The following is an 18,409-nucleotide window of genomic DNA, read 5'->3' as shown; positions in this document are numbered from 1 at the left end:
TTTAGTCTTTAAAATTTACAATAAGAAACGATTTTTATTTTTAACAACAACAAAAAATTGCGCTGTAAAAATACTAAAAAAACAACACTTAGTGTAAAACACCCTAATCAAAATATGTGTACAAACTACACAAATTGTACACATACTGCATTGATAAAAAACAATTTACAAATAAAAAAACATCATCAAATAAATTTAAATTAGTGTAACTAAGAACCTGAAAGTTCAATCACTTCAAGATCTTTAATAAGGTTTTTGTCGATGCTAAAACGCATAAGTGTTCTAACTTTATGCCAACCTTGTTTGCCTGCGGCACCCGGATTTAAGTGTAAGCAATTAATTTTTTTGTCATATATCACTTTCAATATATGAGAATGTCCCGAAATAAATAGTTGGGGAGGATTTGAGTAAATAGTTGCTTTTACGCGAGGTGCATATTTATTAGGATAGCCGCCAATATGTGTCATCCACACATCAACCTCTTCACATCTGAAGCGTAAATCCTCCGGGTAACGTATCCTGACATCTTTATTGTCAATATTTCCATATACGCCCCTTAAGGGTTTAAAATCAGCTAATTTATCAACTAATGTAATGTCCCCGAAATCACCCGCATGCCAAACTTCATCACATGATGCGAAGTGTTTAAATATGGCATCGTCCAGATAGCTATGTGTGTCGGCAAGCAAGCCTATTTTTGTCATCCTTTTCCCTTTAGCGTTATAATTTCACCAGTTCTTTATAAAGTTTTGCCGTAGGCAATCCCATTACATTCGTATAGGAGCCTTCTATATGATCAACAGCAACCGCACCGATCCACTCCTGGATACCGTAAGCCCCGGCCTTATCATAGGGTTCAAAAGTCTTAATATAATAGTTTATTTGCTCATCGCTCAGTTCATTAAAATAAACCGCCGTCACCTCATAAAAGGATCGAACTTTTTCTATTGTTTTTAGCGCAACGCCCGTGATTACCTCATGTCTTCGCCCCGACAGCAACTTGAGCATCTTAAACGCATCATCATAATCAACCGGTTTCCCGAGAATCCGATCATCAATACTAACAATGGTATCAGCAGTGATTAAAATATCTTTATCCGATTTTAAACCGAACGCCTCCGCCTTCTTGGTAGCGATATACAGTGCAACGGCTGCCCCTCTCATGGTATCGGGATATGTTTCTTCAATTTCCTTTATTTCCACCTTGAAATCAAGTCCCAATGAGGTCAACAACTCTTTGCGTCTGGGTGATTGCGAGGCTAGAATAATATTCTTTTGATCCAAATTTTCCATAACTTAAAAAATTTCAGGCAATCGTTTTTGCCTTATACGCTTTTTATATATTGATCTGCATCCCAAGCTCCCTGTAGCTTTAAAACCTTCTCCATAATTTCTCTGACAACCCCTTCCCCACCGTTTTTGGTACCGATGTAGTGAGCGATTGCTTTAATTTCTTCTGCAGCATCATTCGGGCATGCAGCAAGACCTACTATTTTCATCACTTCAAGATCAGGAATATCGTCACCTATATATAAAACATCTTCAGGATGTAACTCCAACTTGGTCAACCAGTTTTTAAATACAGCGACTTTATCGCTAACACCCAGCTCAATATCCTTTATTCCCAAACCTGCTAAACGCTTTCTAACGCCCTCAGACTGGCCACCGGTTATCACTAGCAATGGAAAACCTTTCTTAACCGCAAGCTGCAAGGCGTAGCCATCGCGAATATTAAACCTTCTCAGTTGATGCCCTTCTTCATTAACCAATACAAGCCCATCAGTAAGCACGCCGTCTACATCTAACGCAAAGGCTTTAACCGACTTCAATTTTTCAAATAACATTCTTTCTTTTTACTTGGTTTCGTTCTGTTTGTCTTCCTTCCAATATTTGCGCACGATATCTTCACTAATCAGCTCATAAACTTGCTGCCAGTTGGGATGGGCTTTCAATAAATCCAGATGCTTACGAATAATATTCCCGTCATTCCTTACTGCCGGCCCTGTTTGCACTGCATTCGGATCATGACTTTGTATTTTATGAGCTGTCTCGCTAATTAGCGGTTTTAACAAATCAAAATCCACTTTCTTTTCTGTTAAAAAATCGTGAGCAATGGCATATAAATAATTACTAAAATTACAAGCAATAACGGCTGCAAGATGTAAGCATCGTCTTTGTTCCGAGTTATATTCGTGAATAATCGGCGACAATTTAAAGGCCATGTTCAATATCTCCTCCTTTGTTCTTTGATCGGAAAATTCCAAAATCAACGGCACTTTTGAGAAATCTAACGCTACTTCTTTCGAGATGGTCTGTAAGGGGTACAATACGCCGTACGATGACGAAAAGGGCTTTAGCACATCCATATCAGTACTCCCCGAAGTGTGCAATAAAATCTTGTTCCGTAAACGCAGCTCGGAAGCTACTTCAAGAATCGCTTCATCTTTAACAGCGATAACATATACATCTGCTTCGGTAGTAATGTATAGTAAGTTGTCGATGGGCTCAGCACCTATACCGTCTGCCAAATGTTTTGCATGATCGATATCGCGACTATATACTTGTTTAATATGGTACTCCGCTTTTTTCAGGGCAAAAGCTAAATGGGTCGCCACGTTTCCACTACCTAGAATAACTATCTCCATAAATTAAAGAATAACGGGGACTGAGATTTTCACTGCAGTCCCCGTGGGATAAAATTAACAATAAAAGGAAATAAATGTTTACACTATTTTTCCTTTTAATTCCTTGTTTCGCCTAAAGATTGAAAGCACAAAACCAATGGTCATAATGATTGTTCCACACCAGAAGAAGTTTATATAGGGAAACTCGATGGCTTTCATAACGATCCATTTTTTTTCCGGCAATGGCTTTTGGTAAATCATCAATTCCATACCTTTATTGGGAGCAATCTTTGTAAACCGCAAACGTAAACCCTGTTCCTCTACATCTTTAGCAAAATCAAAGCTATTCCCGTTTTTTATCAAATATTTTGGATCTGCTTGATATACTTCACCGGTAACTGCATGCACTTCTAATTGCAATGCAAAGAGCAAATCACCATTGGCTAAAGGCATATTTTGCAAAGTCGCATTTCTATTTACACCTTTGACTACAATAAAGCCGTTCTTATAACGCAGTGTATCTCCGATATTGACCAATTGCGTTGTTGGCTCTTCATATCCCTCATTCGGATCATGCCCTTCATGATTATGTTCCTGCTCTTGCGGATCATCTAACTTAGGAGCAGAAGTTACAATTGTATAAATGTCTTTTGTTATATAATGCCTTGTGCTCGGCGTTCCTATTAATCCCATTTTCGGATTTTGCTGCGCGTTGGGTGTTAACTGAAACTTTTCGATGACCTTACCGGTCTTCTCATCCTTGCGTTCGTAATTTACTTTATAATAAATATTAGGCATCGCAATACTATCGCCAATATAGGTGATTGTATAACCACCCATCTCAACCGGCTGGTTGATATATAAAAACAGATTTTCACCGGGTTTTTCGCGCTCCTCAAAACCTGCTATAGGAATGGAACCTCCGGCATTTAAAGAAACGACCTTATTTGTTGCAGCCGCAACCAATGCACCGATAATCAATAGTGCAAATCCGATGTGCGCTACTGAAGAGCCCGCCAACTTCCATTTTCCTTTAAAAGCATCTCCTAGTATTCTTGCATTGGCAACCAGCGCAAATACAGCTCCGAAAGACAACAACACGTAAATAAAATTGGTATAAACCTTTGTGAAATAGAGTAAAATACCGGTAACAACAAGCGAAACGACGAATGAAGCCAGCAAATTAGCATAAAAGATCTTCGGGGTAGTTTTTTTATATTTTAGAAACTGTGCGATGGCCGACAGAATAAGTACCAGGATCGCAAAAGCAGCTTGCCACTTATTGTAATGCGCTATCGCATCAACGGGCGGCGCTATCTTTGTTCCAAACATTGCATTAAAGACCGGAATTGATGTCGTAGCGATAATTTGGACACACGCCACTACCAAAATTAAAGCGCCAATAAACAACCAGAATTCCCTTGAATACGTTTCCTCATCCTTTTTAGTGATCGGTAGTTCTTTCCATCTACTAGCAAGGAAATAAACCATAAGGGCGAAAAAGATCAGGTTAAAAACAACAAGCTGCCAGTACATGCCCAGATCGGTAAAGGAGTGAACAGATGTTTCGCCCAATACGCCGCTACGGGTTAAGAACGATGCGTAAATAACCAATACGAAGCTTATTAACACTAAAAAAGTAGCCGTAAAATAAGAATGCCCCGAGTTTTTATAGGCGACAATAACATGCACTGCAGCAATTAATGTAAACCAAGGTATAATGGAAGCATTTTCAACCGGGTCCCAAGCCCAAAATCCACCAAAATTAAGTGCTTCATAAGCCCAAAATGACCCCATAATAATACCGGCACCTAATACCATTACAGCGAAGAGAGACCATGGCAAGGCCGGCCGCAGCCATTCCTTATATTTCCGTTGCCATAAGCCGGCTATCCCGTAAGCAAAAGGAACCACCATAGAAGCAAAGCCTAAAAATAACGTTGGTGGGTGGATTACCATCCAGTAATTCTGCAATAAGGGGTTCAAACCGTTACCGTCGGCAATCATGCTAAGATAATTCGGATTAGAGAAAATAGGCGCTTCTAACGCTTGTCTCAACAAAATAAAGGGCGAGCTCCCCACTCGCTCACCTAAAACTTCGATTCCTATAAGCATGGAGGCCAAAACAGTTTGGCATAACATAATTGTCGTCATAACAGGACTTTCCCAACTTTTACCTCGAGCCACTACTACGAGCGCTAAGACAGCCTGCCAAAACATCCAAAGCCAAAAACTACCTTCCTGTCCTTCCCAAAAACTTGAGATTATGTAATATACCGGCAAGGTTCGTGAAGAGTGAGACCAAGCATAGTGATATTCAAATAAATGATTATAAATAATATAGAAAAGGCTACTTCCAATGCCAATTACCGCTATTATATTAATAAAAAAAGCAATACGACCTATTTTATGCCAAGATGCATCATCTTTATATCGGGTAGCGAAGCAGTAACTAATGCACGATAAAAGCGCTGCGCCAAAAGAAAGAATGATAAAAAACTGGCCGAGCTGGCCGGGAAGGAGGTTTTCACCTTGATACTGAATATCCATTAAATTTTATAAAAGTTACGATTAGGATTGGAAATACAACAATATTTTAAACATTAGTAGAAGCAGACTCCGTAACTTCTACCTGATCTTTGTTATACTTGGAAGGACACTTCATCAAAATTTTGGATGCATGAAACTCTTTTCCTACCATTTTTCCTGTCAAAACAATTTGCTCCGAACGTTCGAAGTCCTGCGGCTTGGATCCATTAAAAACAACTTTACATTCCGTACCATTATTATCAAGCATATAAAAAGCGAAATAATTGGCATTCTCCGTCGGGTTGTAGTATAAGGCTTTTGTTTTATTCAATTCTCCTACCACATGTATTTCTGATTCTGTCTTCTGCGCATCGGTAAATGTCGCATATGTACTGGAATCCGTGTAAATACTAATGATCATCGCTATCGCTACTGCAATAATTATAATACCTAAAATAGCTCCCTTCTTCATGTAATATTTCAGTTTTTTAGTGTTGTCTCTTGCGTCTTTGCCGGTTTATCATTCCGATATACCACTTCTCCTTGCACTAAAAACAGTGCAGATTTCTGATACAGATTTTGCGCAAAAATACTAAATACTAAATACATACAGGCAACATAGCAAGGGCAAGGCTTTATTAAGAATCATTCTAATCTACATTTCCGCTTCTTTTCATTTTTATCAGTGCCCGATATCGTTTATCAGCCAACCTTTTCTCGACCGAAGCTTTACTTCTTTTAGTAGGCTTCCGCAATTTTTGCACACTTGATGCAGCAGCGAGTATATGCAAAAGTTTTTCTTGTGCTGAGGCTTTGTTCTTAAATTGGGATCGATCCTTTTGGCTAATAATTTGCAACTTACCTTCGGATGACAATCGATTACTCAATTTTTGCCGTAGGTGCGTTTTTTCTTCTTCATTCCATAATTTACAAGCTTCGAAATCAAATTGTAACTCAACCTTCGAAGAAACCTTGTTCACATGCTGGCCACCGCTTCCTCCGCTTCTTGAAGTTTTATATTGAATATAAGGACTTAATTCATCTATACTGTACATAATTACCCATTAAACCACAAAGATAAGCATGTAATAAATAATCTAGTGGTTTTACTACCATAGAGTTAAGTAATAACAGACATTAAACTACTTATTACTGTTCGTGAATACCAAGCATTTTCTCTAGTTTTGTGCACCCATGACAAAGAAGAATATTATTATAGCGATTGATGGTTATTCATCCTGCGGGAAAAGCACGGTCGCAAAGGCTTTAGCAAATAAACTTCATTATGTATATGTAGACAGTGGTGCCATGTACCGAGCTGTAACCTTATACTTTTTGCGAAACAACATTGATGTGACTAATGAAGAGCAGGTGCAAAATGCGCTTGAACACATCCACATCGATTTTCATAAAGAAGAAGGGGTAACCCATGTCCTTTTAAATGAGGAGGACGTCTCCGACGAAATCAGACAAATGCCTGTTTCTGAAAATGTGAGTACCGTAAGCGCTATAAAATCGGTCCGACAGGCAATGGTAAAACAGCAGCAGAAAATGGGTGCACGAAAAAATGTGGTGATGGACGGACGAGATATAGGAACTGCTGTTTTTCCACATGCGCAGGTTAAAATTTTCATGACCGCTGACCCTAAAATACGAGCTGAACGCCGGTACTTGGAACTAAAGAACAAAGGTGAAAACATCACACTGGAAGAGGTTTTCGAAAATATCGCCCATCGTGATTATCAAGATACTACGCGAAAAGAAAGCCCGCTGGTACGAGCCGAAGATGCTATTATTTTAGATAATACCGATATGACTGAGGAACAACAGCTCGACTTTGTACTAGATAAAGTGGGGAAAGCGAAAAGTTAGTTATAAGTTAAACGTTATGCGTTGTGGGTAGTTAAATTACTGATCGTTAGCGAACGCAAGATAGCCTGATCAACTTCTAACTAAATGCTGCGTTCTATTTGCTTTTTACTTACTCCTGATCGGCTTTTTATCGGCAATTTCCCGATCAGGCCACGATACCGCCCCGATAAAATCCCGATAACGTTTAGAAGAAAGAGCAGAGTTGGTTGCTCGTTTCGGAGACGTTACGCAGGGAAGCACTTAAGTGGTTAACCAGTGGCAGCACCATTAGTGCTAAGACGAAAAACCTAAAAACACCGAGCAGTAATACAGACTTTCTTATGAATCGCCTTTGCAACGCATAATGGACAAACTCTCTTGGTTAAGTTACCTGATAATCACCACTTTTTGCTAATAAAACTCATAATTTTTGCTTTATTTAGAAATAATTTTTGCACCTTTGCAGTCCTGATGAATTTCAGGAAAAGGAGACAAAATAATTAATGGCAAAAAAACAAGAAGCAGAAAAAGAATTAAAAGCTAAACAAGCTGAAATCCAAGATGCTGATTTAAAATCAGTTAAGGAAAGAGAAAACATTGAATCAGAAGCTGATTCGACGTTCATCGACGAAATCAAATCCAATACTTGGATCACACCTGAAGGCGACTTCGACTGGGATCAAGACGAAAAAGGTTTCGGAAATTACAGCGCAGACGAGCGTGCTAAATTAGAAGAGCAATACGCTGGTACTTTTAACTCCGTCAATAAAGGAGAAATTGTTGAAGGAACCGTGGTTTCCATTAACAACAAAGACGTGGTACTTAACATCGGTTTTAAATCAGATGGCTTGGTATCTCTTTCTGAATTCCGCGATCTACCTGACCTGAAAGTAGGTGATAAGGTAGACGTGTTCGTTGAATCACGCGAAGACGAGAACGGACAATTAGTTCTTTCCCGCAAGCGTGCTAAAACACAAAAATCTTGGGAAGCAATCAATGAAGCTTTAGAAAACGACACCATCATCAACGGTTACGTAAAAAGCCGTACAAAAGGTGGTTTGATCGTGGATATCAAAGGTGTTGAAGCTTTCTTACCGGGTTCTCAAATTGACATCAAACCCATTCGTGATTATGACATCTATGTGGGTAAGACAATGGAATTCAAGGTAGTTAAAATTAACCATGAGTTCAAGAACGTGGTGGTTTCACACAAAGTGCTGATCGAGGATGATTTAGAAAACCAAAAATCAGAAATCGTTGCAAAACTTGAAAAAGGACAAGTACTGGAAGGTACTGTTAAAAACATCACAGATTTCGGTGTATTCATCGATCTTGGTGGTGTTGATGGTTTATTGCACATCACAGATATTTCTTGGGGCCGTATCGAGCATCCAAAAGAAGTATTGTCATTAGACGAAAAGATCAACGTGGTTGTTCTTGATTTTGATGACGAGAAAAAACGTATTGCATTAGGTTTAAAACAATTGACTCCTCATCCTTGGGAATCCTTAGATCCGGCATTAGCGGTAGGTTCTAAAGTAAAGGGTAAAATTGTTACTGTTGCAGATTATGGTGCATTCTTAGAAATCACTCCCGGTGTTGAGGGCTTGATTCACGTATCTGAAATGTCATGGTCTCAAAATTTACGCAGCCCGCAGGAATTCCTGAAAGTAGGTGACGAAATCGAGGCAGAGGTGTTAACCTTGGATCGCGAAGAGCGTAAAATGAGCTTAGGTATTAAACAATTAACTCCAGACCCTTGGAAAAACATTGCTGAACGCTATCCTATCGGAAGCAAGCATAAAGCAGTGGTTAAAAACATGACTAATTTTGGTGTGTTTGTTGAAATTGAAGAGGGAGTTGATGGTTTAATTCACATTTCTGACTTATCATGGTCTAAGAAAATCAACCATCCAAATGAATTCACAAAAGTAGGTGAAGAACTAGATGTAGTTGTATTGGAACTTGATGAAGAAAATCGTAAATTAAGTTTAGGACACAAACAATTAGAAGAAAATCCTTGGGATACTTTTGAAACGATCTTTACGGTTGATTCTATTCACGAAGGTACCGTATTAAAAGTAACTGATAAAGGTGACATCGTAGCACTTCCTTATGGAGTTGAAGGCTTCTGCCCTAGTAAGCACAGCATCAAAGAAGATGGTAAAGCTTTAAAAGCAGAAGAATCCGCTCAATTTAAAATTATCGAATTCAATAAAGAAGCGAAGCGTATTGTAATTTCACATTCTCGTATTTGGGAAGATGAAAGAGCAGAAGCCCGTATTGAAGAATTCAATAATCGTAAGAAAGAAGCGAAAGCTGCATCAAATGCCGTTAAAAAGGTAAAAGATTCTGTTGAAAAATCTACCTTAGGTGATTTAGATGTATTGGCTCAGTTAAAAGAGCAAATGGAAGACGAAGAAGGTTCTAAGAAATCTAAATAAGCTTCCCTTCAATAAAAGTATGTGCCGCCCCATAAAAAGGGCGGCATTTTTTTTATAAATTCTTTAATGGTCATACCTACACTTTCTGGTACTTTTGGTAAATTAGAATCAAATTATCAGCACAATACCTTATGATAAAAAGACAGATCAACTTAGTTTTAATACTCATTATTATTTGCCCACTCCTCTCTTTTAAGTATGTTAAACCGCAACCCATCTATAAAGATCCTCGAAAGCCGATCAGCGAACGCGTCAAAGATTTGCTTAATAAAATGACAGTGGAAGAGAAAGTAGGACAACTTGCTACTTTATTAGGTTGGGAAATGTATACAAAGAGCGGTAAAGGCGTTACTGTCAGTACTAAATTTAAAGAAGCCGTGCAAAGAGAGCACATCGGCATGCTTTGGGCTACCCTACGTGCTGATCCATGGACTAAAAAGACATTAGAAACAGGATTGTCGCCTCAAGAAGCGGCGATGGCTACCAATGCTTTGCAAAAATATATGGTCGATAGTACACGTTTGGGAATACCACTTTTACTATCCGAAGAATGTCCTCATGGTCATATGGCAATCGGAACCACTGTTTTCCCAACTGCTATCGGACAAGCTAGCACATGGAATCCGACGCTAATACAAGAGATGGCGCAGGCAATCGCGGCGGAAACTCGCGCTGTTGGTGGACATGTGGGTTATGGGCCTATCCTCGATTTGGCGCGAGAGCCACGCTGGTCACGCCTGGAAGAAACTTACGGGGAAGATCCTGTTTTGAATGCAAAAATGGGAAGGGCAATGGTTACCGGTTTCCAAGGAACCGATTTGAGCAGTGGAAAAAATATAATCTCAACGCTAAAACATTTTACTGCCTATGGAGTACCCGAAGGCGGCCACAATGGCGGTAGTGTTACCGTAGGTCAAAGAGAACTTTATCAAAGCTACCTCCCTCCTTTCGGGGAAGCAGTTAAAGCGGGTGCTTTATCCGTTATGACCGCCTATAACTCGATAGATGGTATTCCTTGTTCTGCCAACCCCTGGTTATTAAAAGATTTATTAAGAAATCAGTGGAATTTCAAAGGTTTTGTCGTATCCGACCTCGGAAGTATCTCCGGTTTAGTAGGCAGTCATCATGTAGCAGCCAATGCCGCAGAAGCTGCAAGCCAAGCTATCAACGCCGGGCTCGACGCTGATTTGAGTGGTTACGGCTATGGCCGGGCCCTTTTGGCAGCAATTAAGGAAGGAAAAGTTACGGAGGCAACCTTAGACACCGCTGTGAGCAGGGTTTTATATCAGAAATTCGCTTTAGGTCTTTTTGAAAACCCTTACGTAGACATAAAACAAGTAAGTAGAACAGTACGAATTCCCAACCATATTGAGTTGGCGCGAAAAGTGGCGCAACAATCAATTATTCTATTAAAAAATAATGGAAATCTTTTACCCCTGAGCAAGTCTATAAAAAAATTGGCCCTTATCGGTCCTAATGCCGACAATATATATAATCAACTAGGAGATTATACGGCTCCGCAAGCGGAAGAAAACATTGTGACGGTATTAGAAGGCCTACAAGCTAAATTAGGAGCCGGCACCAGGATTGATTATGTAAAAGGCTGTGATATTCGAGATACATCGGAAATAGCTATCAGTACAGCAGTTCAAGCTGCCGAAGCTGCCGAAGTAGTCGTTATTGTCTTAGGGGGCTCCAGTGCACGTGATTTTAAAACTTCTTATCAGGAAACAGGGGCGGCGCAGGTAACTGCCACACAAGGAAAAATAAGTGACATGGAAAGCGGTGAAGGTTTTGATCGTGCGACGCTAGATTTGTTAGGAAAGCAATTAGAATTACTAAAAGCAGTTAAAGCGACGGGCAAACCGGTGGTGCTGGTTACCATTAAAGGACGTCCGCTAAATTTAAATTGGCCACAAGAGCATGTAGATGCCATTATAGATGCATGGTATCCGGGACAAGAAGGTGGAAACGCCATTGCAGATGTGCTGTTTGGCGATTACAATCCTGCGGGCCGCCTCTCCGTTTCTGTTCCTAAATCTGTTGGTCAGCTACCGGTTTATTACAATTATAAAAACCCCACAAAACACGATTATGTAGAAGTAGACGCTAAGCCCCTTTATTCGTTTGGTTACGGATTAAGTTATACCACTTTTGCTTACACCGATATTAGACATCAATTAACAGAAACACCGGATGATTTTAATTTAAGCATATCCTTTAAAGTAAAAAATACAGGCAAATACGCTGGTGATGAAGTGGTTCAACTTTACGTGCGCGATGAGATCTCAAGCGTAGTAACGCCTATTTTACAACTGAAAAACTTTCAACGGATTCATCTGAAGGCAGGAGAAGAAAAAAAGATGGAATTTGTTCTTCATGCGGAAGATTTAAAGTTATTAAATGCGCAGATGAAATGGGTTACCGAAAAAGGTAGATTTAAGATTATGATCGGTTCTTCTTCGGACAATATCCTATTGACAACGGATGTTGAATTGAATAAGGATTATAACTTGTAGTCCTTTCTATAAAAAGAGAGGGTGGACTGATGTGTCCACCCCTCAAACATTTATAGACCAATTTTAATATTTTCTGCTAATGGTTCGCATTAATTTACGTCCCAAAACAGTTTAGTGTTAACATTGTCTTGTCCTGCAACAGCTTGGTAATTCGTCGAATTATATACTTGCTCTGATGAGGGTAAATTAAATTTAACAGGAACAGTTTTCTGAATATCCGAATTTTGCACTCGAAATAAAAACGTTGGATAATCCAAGCGTCTTACTTCAGCCCAATTCTCAACGGGTTGCATCATATTGAAGTGCAACCATTTTTGATAGGCTATGAGCTCAATTTTATTTGTATTGCCATCCCAATTAACATTATTAATATATGTATTAATTTGTGTCGCAGTTGGAGCTGCCGCTGCAGGAACAAGAATATCATTACTTACTGCCCTAATTTGTTGAAAAAGCGCGATAGACTCTTTAATACCGTTTTCAAAAAAGGTCTTGGCGGAAGCCATATTGCCCGCTTTCAAGAAGTATTCTGCCAAAAGAAAGTTCACTTCTGAAGCTGAAATCAGCATACCAGGGAAATAATCGTTTCTTGAAAATGTTGACCGGTTATAGATGGCTATCGTTCCACCCCCGCTAGCAGCTGGTCCAGTAATCAAATTTGATTGAACGGATCCAGTCAATGACTGATCCAATCCAATATATCTTCCATCAGCCTCAGCTCCAGGTTCAAAAATAAAGGGAAGTCGAGGATCAAGATTGGCCAGCATATGGTCTATCATTACTTTTCCAGCAATATTTCCATTCCAACTTTCTAGTGCATCTTGAAAACCAGTAGCATTAATTCCAGTCGACGCATCAAAGACGTCTAGCTGTGCATTATCGGCATTGGTTAAGATCAATGATGAAAGATCATTCGCAATTTCTGCGATTTCCGATTGTGCTCTAGAGCTAAATTGCGAAGATGCCGAAACTCTAGTTAACATTCTCAAACGTAAAGAATTACAATATTTTTTCCAAAGTTCTACATCTCCATTATTGACCAGATCTTGAGAAGAAAAGTTTGAAGTACTCGGGACTGTGAGACTATTCAACTCTTCTTCAATGGTCGCAAGATCATCCAACATGGCAGTGTAGATGTCTATCGCCGTGTCGTATGGCGCATAAGAAATCGAATAATCACCTCCGTTTGAACTTAGCTTACCTGCTTGGCTCCATGGGATGTCACCATGCAAATCAACAATTTGTTGCGTCTGATCATAGAACAAGATCTTAGCTGTTAAATAGAAAATTCGTGTTTCTCCCTGTATTAAAGGATCTGAATTATTGTAGGTTGTTTCCAGTTCTCTAAATTGTGCAAGACCTTCATAGTATCTTGACCATCGGTCGTCAATAGCTGCCGCGCCAGGTGTTAATTGATTTGCCTCATTTGCCCAACCATCTATTTGGATATACCGTGCTATAGTAGGAAGTATGGTTACAAAATAATTACGGTAATCCGGAACTATAAGCTGTCGGTAACCATATATCATGCCCGCAAATTGTTTATCTACCGTTGTTTCTGTTACTTTTGAAGGATCTCTGTAAAATTCATCGAAAGATGACTTTTTGCATGAAGAGATCGATAATGTGGCTGTACATAGCCCTATGATAAAATATTTTTTCATTTTCTGTTAGTTTAAAAACTTGCACGTAACATTAAACCATAAGTTCTGGTAGCTGGACTTGTTCCCGCATTGGTTACCTGATCCATCCAAAAGGATCCTCCAGTCATTTGTTCAGGGTCCAGATCTTTAATAGATCTATAGATGAAAAACAAATTTCTACCGAATACTGAAAGCTGGAGATTTTTTGCTTTCAATTTAGATGCAATAGACGCTGGTAGCCTATAACCTAACGATAGCTCTCGCATTTTGATATAATTGTTTTTCTGTACATATAATTCATAGCGAGAATTCGAATATTGTGGACCGCCCCAGTTGTACGTATTTGCATAGTAAGTAACTTGCGAAATCACATTGCTATTAGGTGTACCATCAGCCAGTACACCTTCCATTAGCATTCCGTCGTGGTATATCTTTTGACCATTAGGACCAACAGTCCCTTCGAAGGCAACTCCTCTTTCACCATCTATGTAATAGCTAAGACCTCCATGTTCGGCATCCATATAATTTAAGCTTTCTTCCAATAAGCCACGACTGATCATCCAATTGATACCTGTTGGCATTACATGCCCTCCCCAACGAAAATCAATCAGGGCGTCTAATGTGAAGTTTTTATACGTAAACGTATTGGTTAAACCTCCTACGACCTTTGGCATAGCGTTCCCTGCTTTAACCCAGGTGTCGGCGTCTAATTGATACAGACCGTTATCCTGAACAATCTTATTCCCATTAGCATCCGTTGCAACAGGATGCACCATAATATCGCCAATAGGTTGTCCTACGTTGGCTACCAATTGAGCTGCGGCACCGTCATAGTCTCTCAGCGTTAACCTATCAGCACCCCCAGGCAGGGCCTCGACCTTATTTTTATTCATCGAAAAATTCAATACCGAATTCCAACGGAAGTTATCCGTTTGCACAGGAACTCCTGTGATTGCGAATTCCCAGCCTGAATTACGCAACGTACCTACGTTGGCTAAAATGGAAGAAGCCCCCGAAGTTATAGGTAAAGTATAATTCAAGATTTGATCGCGAACCTGACCATTGTAGTAAGTAATGTCAAATCCTAATCGGTTACTTAGTAAGCGAGTTTCTAATCCAAACTCAAATTCATATTTTGTTTCTGGCTTTATTCCTTCATTACCAAATGCTGAGGTAGGCACTAAAGTATATGTTACAGGTCGCCCCCCCTCTGCCTGAATGCCCAAACTTGTTTGCGTTAAACTAAGAGCACTTTGATAGATGTCAGGATAATTACCTACTATACCCCATGATCCCCTTAATTTGGCATAGTCAAAAACCTCAGGCAACTTAAAGGCCTCGTTTAGAATTAGACTCGAATTTACTGACGGATAATATAATACATTATCATCCGGATGCATTGTAGAAATGCGTTCCCTGCGTAATGTTCCTTCCACGAACCAGTAATCCTTTAAGTTAAAATTTAAGGTTCCAAATAACGCATCTCTCAACATATTTCTTCTATAGTTATATCGATCATCCCATCTAGCTAGATTTACCGAAGCGTTCAAGTCGAACCAATCTCTTACACTTAAACCGCCATCTGTTCTCCTTTGTACATAGGTATCCTCCGTTTTAGAAGCGGTATAGCCGAGCATAGCTCCTAATTTTACGTCACTCGTTATTTGCTTGTTATAGCTCGCTAATAAATCGGTATAGTATACATTGGCGTTTTGGTTTCCTAAGAAATAGGAACCTGTATTTGGATCTATTGAAATTGGCCTTTCTGTCGGATTTTTATCTTCTCGTTTCATAGAGGTCATGTCCGCTGAAATTCGTGCTCTAAGAGATAAATCAGGTGTTACTTGCCATGTATTAGTAAACGATCCGATTACCCTATTGGAATACTCATCCGACTGATTGGCCAAAGTGTTCCACATATAATCCAATACATCGGTTTTATAACCATTATAAGTAAGGTTTTCCTCTGGTGTCAGGCTTGGATTGGTCCCTGTCACATACTTATAACCTTGACTAGTTCTGTACTTATTCATATACCACTCAGGATTATCGAAAGTGGAAATCATTCCTGTAAAATTGTTAATTAAACGATCTGTCAAGAATGGCCGATTATGCGTATGTTGATTGACATAGTTGATTACCACGTCGGTGGTTAATTTATCCCAAAGTTTGAAGGATGTATTAAGACTGGCAATATTCCGTTTATTATAGGATTCCAAAGATGTCATCTGATTGTCTTGGCGCGTTAAGGAAAAACGCGTATTTGAGCTTTTTCCTGTATGTCCCAAAGCAAGGTTGAAGATGGTATTATTTGGATTATTAAAGAATTTACTATAAGCATTTTGGGCATTATAGGGGCGAATCTCGCCATCCCAAGAACGAATAGGCTGACCATCAAATTTAGGTCCAAAGTTTAAACTAGTATTAGCGACACCTCTTACACCATCAGGATAATAAAAAAACATATCCTCTGCTTGTCCAATATCTGCGTAGGAAACATCATATCCTGGCCCGCGCACATCCTGAAATCTAGGCAAATAGGCGATTCTATCCGCAGTATAGGTAGCATTGAAATCAACAGTGAAACCTTCAGCTCCTTTTCCTGATTTGGTCGTAACTAGCACAACACCATTCATCGCCTCCGAACCGTAAAGCGCTGCAGCCGAAGCGCCTTTCAAGATGGTGATCGATTCAATATCTTCTGGATTTAAATCTTCCAATCCGTTACCTCTCGCTCGCTGATCGCCCCAATAATCGGAGTTGTTAAAAGCTGTTTGGCGCATTGGGACACCATTAATGATCACTAAGGGCTGTGAACTTTTTGTGATTGAATTAATACCCCGAATATTAATATTAATACCTGAAGTCGCTCCACCTGGTGCCGCTGAAATTCGCACGCCTGGTGCTTTTCCGTATAATGCGCCAGCAAAGTTGGGAGAACCTGTCTTTGTTAGTTCCTGCGCACCTACAGTACTTGTCGCATATCCCAGTGATTTGGCTTCTTTTTTAATACCGAGTGATGTTACGACCACTTCTTCCAGTGCATTTTCATCATTCTGCATGGAAACGGTTAAACTACTTTGATTGGTAATCGCTATTTCTTGCGTGATATAACCGATCATCGAAAAGGTTAATGTTTCGCCTGAAGTCGCCTGAATGGAAAAATTACCTTTTGCGTCTGTAGAGGCTGCCTTACTGGTTCCTTTTACACGTACGGTGACCCCCGGCAAGGGGCCTTGAGCATCCGAAACGGTTCCTGTGACCGCTTTCTGTGCAAAGCTGCTGATAGTTATCATACAAAATAACACTGCAGCTAGTGCTCTTAAATAGATTTCTTTCATGATTTGATTGGTTTGTTAAAATTCGACTTAGTTGATTGATTCTTGATTAATTTTAAATTTAGATTTGGTTTTGACTTTATATCATAGGCAATTATTTAGCTTTTTAAAATCGATCGGTTCTTTCCATTACCAAGGTGGCTGCTCCCAATAACTCGGCTTCTTTATTTAGCGATGAAGACAAAATCGTACATTGCTCTGCTAACATGGGTATGCTAAACTCATTTACTGCTTGCTGTATCGGCGCCATCAGAATCCGGGATGCAACGGCTCCTCTACCACTTACCACGACGCCTTGGGGGTTCATGATGTGTATCAACGTAGCGATCCCTTTTCCAATAAGAAATCCTGCTTTCGAAAGTAAATTAACGGCTAATTGATCCCCTGCGTTAGCGGCATTTAAAATAACATCCACATCGGAAGCACCATCACCGGAAAACATGCCTTCCATTTTCGATGCATACCCATTTTGTATTTCTTTTCGGGCTTTTCCGGTCAGCACTAACAGCGAAGCATCAACTTCTAAGCAGCCTCTTTTCCCGCATACGCAAAGATTATTACTATCTGCTAAAGGGATATGGCTAAATTCGCCGGCAAAGCCACTATGTCCTCTAAATAACTTCCCATTCACAATCATACCCAAGCCAATCCCCCAGCCAACGTTTACCACCATCACGTCCTGCATTCCTCGGGCCACGCCGAAATTTAATTCCGCCAGTGCAATAGCGCTTGAATCATTGTCAATAAAGACTTCACAACCGATCCGTCTTGCTATATAATCGGCTAAGCTCTTGTCGTCCAAACCGAAGTGCGTATTATTAATTCCCCTCTCTGCGTTTACAAAACCAGGCATTGCAATTCCAATCCCCAGGATATCAACCAGAGATAAGGGAAGTCCTTCTATATATTCTTTGATAAAATTGATGAGATCATTCAACGATTCACTGGCATTTTCAAGATTGATTACCCTCTCGTCAGGCTCTTTAATCTTTTCATTATGCAAGTTGAATACGGCTATTTTAGTGATGAGCTGATCCACAGAAACCGCTATTATGTATTTTCCTGAATCTCTATTAAGCTGATATTCATGAGCCCTCCTACCACCTGTCGACTGTGCATATTGGCTATTTATTATCAATCCTTGTTCCTTCAGGAGGTTGACATTGCTTGTAATCAGAGGTAAGCTTTTACCCGCAAGCTTACTGAGCTCATTGATAGCCATCGGTCCCCGATAATACAGATACCGCACAATATCTAGCTTTAATGCATTTTGCTTTTTAGGCTTTTCTTCCACAACAATTTAGATTGATGTAGCAAACATAAGTAAGTATATATCAAAAAGCAATAGACTTATTAATTTTTTTATCAAAGTTTAATATACTTATATAGGTAATAGAATAAAAATGGCTTTTTTTGTAACAAAAACGAAGATATTTTAAAACGCTTTTTATTTCCTATCTT

Annotated in this window: 13 protein-coding genes; 3 read left to right on the top strand and 10 right to left on the bottom strand. The window is 39.6% G+C overall.

Going from position 1 to position 18,409, the window contains the following annotated elements; all coding sequences use genetic code 11:
• Nucleotides 1-209 precede the first annotated feature (209 nt).
• The 7 genes from ACH11B_RS17465 to arfB form a co-directional block, all read right to left on the bottom strand.
• Entirely contained in the window at nt 210-704 is a 495-nt protein-coding gene (locus ACH11B_RS17465; protein ID WP_013666405.1) for a metallophosphoesterase, read from the bottom strand.
• Between the two features lie 16 nt (nt 705-720).
• Nucleotides 721-1,293 (bottom strand): Maf family nucleotide pyrophosphatase, encoded by a 573-nt coding sequence (locus tag ACH11B_RS17460; RefSeq protein WP_130857424.1) that lies wholly within the window; start codon nt 1,291-1,293, stop codon nt 721-723.
• Between the two features lie 32 nt (nt 1,294-1,325).
• Entirely contained in the window at nt 1,326-1,844 is a 519-nt protein-coding gene (locus tag ACH11B_RS17455) for an HAD-IIIA family hydrolase (protein ID WP_013666403.1), read from the bottom strand.
• A 9-nt stretch (nt 1,845-1,853) separates the two neighbouring features.
• Complete coding sequence (locus ACH11B_RS17450; protein WP_377609304.1) at nt 1,854-2,645, bottom strand: Rossmann-like and DUF2520 domain-containing protein; 792 nt, start codon at nt 2,643-2,645, stop codon at nt 1,854-1,856.
• A gap of 78 nt (nt 2,646-2,723) precedes the next feature.
• Nucleotides 2,724-5,174 (bottom strand): heme lyase CcmF/NrfE family subunit, encoded by a 2,451-nt coding sequence (locus ACH11B_RS17445; RefSeq protein WP_149105644.1) that lies wholly within the window; start codon nt 5,172-5,174, stop codon nt 2,724-2,726.
• Between the two features lie 46 nt (nt 5,175-5,220).
• Entirely contained in the window at nt 5,221-5,625 is a 405-nt protein-coding gene (locus tag ACH11B_RS17440; RefSeq protein ID WP_013666400.1) for a cytochrome c maturation protein CcmE, read from the bottom strand.
• A 178-nt stretch (nt 5,626-5,803) separates the two neighbouring features.
• On the bottom strand, nt 5,804-6,208 hold the full coding sequence (arfB, locus tag ACH11B_RS17435; RefSeq protein WP_013666399.1) for an alternative ribosome rescue aminoacyl-tRNA hydrolase ArfB: 405 nt from the start codon (nt 6,206-6,208) through the stop codon (nt 5,804-5,806).
• Nucleotides 6,209-6,347: 139 nt separating this feature from the next.
• On the opposite strand from arfB, the gene cmk reads away from it, so the two are divergent.
• From cmk to ACH11B_RS17420, 3 genes are all read left to right on the top strand, one after another.
• The gene (gene cmk / locus ACH11B_RS17430) at nt 6,348-7,025 is read left to right on the top strand and encodes a (d)CMP kinase (RefSeq protein WP_013666398.1); all 678 of its coding nucleotides are present in this window, start codon (nt 6,348-6,350) and stop codon (nt 7,023-7,025) included.
• A 482-nt stretch (nt 7,026-7,507) separates the two neighbouring features.
• On the top strand, nt 7,508-9,448 hold the full coding sequence (gene rpsA, locus ACH11B_RS17425; RefSeq protein ID WP_013666397.1) for a 30S ribosomal protein S1: 1,941 nt from the start codon (nt 7,508-7,510) through the stop codon (nt 9,446-9,448).
• A gap of 131 nt (nt 9,449-9,579) precedes the next feature.
• Nucleotides 9,580-11,967: a glycoside hydrolase family 3 N-terminal domain-containing protein gene (locus ACH11B_RS17420; protein WP_130857419.1), complete on the top strand. Its 2,388-nt coding sequence runs from the start codon at nt 9,580-9,582 to the stop codon at nt 11,965-11,967.
• Between the two features lie 89 nt (nt 11,968-12,056).
• Here ACH11B_RS17420 and ACH11B_RS17415 read toward each other — a convergent pair whose 3' ends face one another.
• The 3 genes from ACH11B_RS17415 to ACH11B_RS17405 all read right to left on the bottom strand — a co-directional run bounded on the left by ACH11B_RS17415 (nt 12,057) and on the right by ACH11B_RS17405 (nt 18,242).
• Nucleotides 12,057-13,631, bottom strand: a complete 1,575-nt coding sequence (locus ACH11B_RS17415; RefSeq protein ID WP_130857418.1) for a SusD/RagB family nutrient-binding outer membrane lipoprotein — start codon at nt 13,629-13,631, stop codon at nt 12,057-12,059.
• A gap of 11 nt (nt 13,632-13,642) precedes the next feature.
• On the bottom strand, nt 13,643-16,951 hold the full coding sequence (locus ACH11B_RS17410; RefSeq protein ID WP_130857417.1) for a SusC/RagA family TonB-linked outer membrane protein: 3,309 nt from the start codon (nt 16,949-16,951) through the stop codon (nt 13,643-13,645).
• A 103-nt stretch (nt 16,952-17,054) separates the two neighbouring features.
• Nucleotides 17,055-18,242 (bottom strand): ROK family protein, encoded by a 1,188-nt coding sequence (locus ACH11B_RS17405; RefSeq protein WP_377609308.1) that lies wholly within the window; start codon nt 18,240-18,242, stop codon nt 17,055-17,057.
• Between the last annotated feature and the right edge of the window lie 167 nt (nt 18,243-18,409).

It is taken from the genome of Olivibacter sp. EAT-5, assembly GCF_044784325.1.
GTDB lineage: Bacteria > Bacteroidota > Bacteroidia > Sphingobacteriales > Sphingobacteriaceae > Olivibacter > Olivibacter oleidegradans.
This window is presented reverse-complemented; position numbering and strand designations above follow the sequence as displayed.